The sequence below is a fragment of the Winogradskyella ouciana genome (assembly GCF_009709615.1).
Lineage (GTDB): Bacteria > Bacteroidota > Bacteroidia > Flavobacteriales > Flavobacteriaceae > Winogradskyella > Winogradskyella ouciana.
The window spans coordinates 1-255 of the sequence record NZ_WJYA01000203.1 but is presented as its reverse complement, the minus strand read 5'-3'; the positions used below and the strand labels follow the sequence as shown (position 1 = coordinate 255).

Genomic DNA, 255 nt, shown 5'->3' with positions numbered 1-255 from the left:
AGCGAAGAGAAGCTGGCGATTGCCCACCAGGCGCTATCCCACATCCAGCCTGGCGATACGATCATGATCGGCGCCGGAACGACGACGATGGAGCTGGCCAAGCTGCTGCGCGGGATGAACGATCTGACGGTAGTCACCAACGCGGTCAATATCGCGATGGAGCTGAACAGCCAGGGAAAACATCACGTCATTTTGATCGGCGGGGAGATGCGGCACAAGTCGTTTGCGCTCGTTGGCTCTGTTGCCGCAGAAAAC

Annotated in this window: 1 pseudogene; it reads left to right on the top strand. The window is 58.4% G+C overall.

The window, feature by feature from the left end:
• Window positions 1-255 (top strand): annotated as a pseudogene (locus tag F1003_RS18985) (transcriptional regulator); the annotation flags it as partial.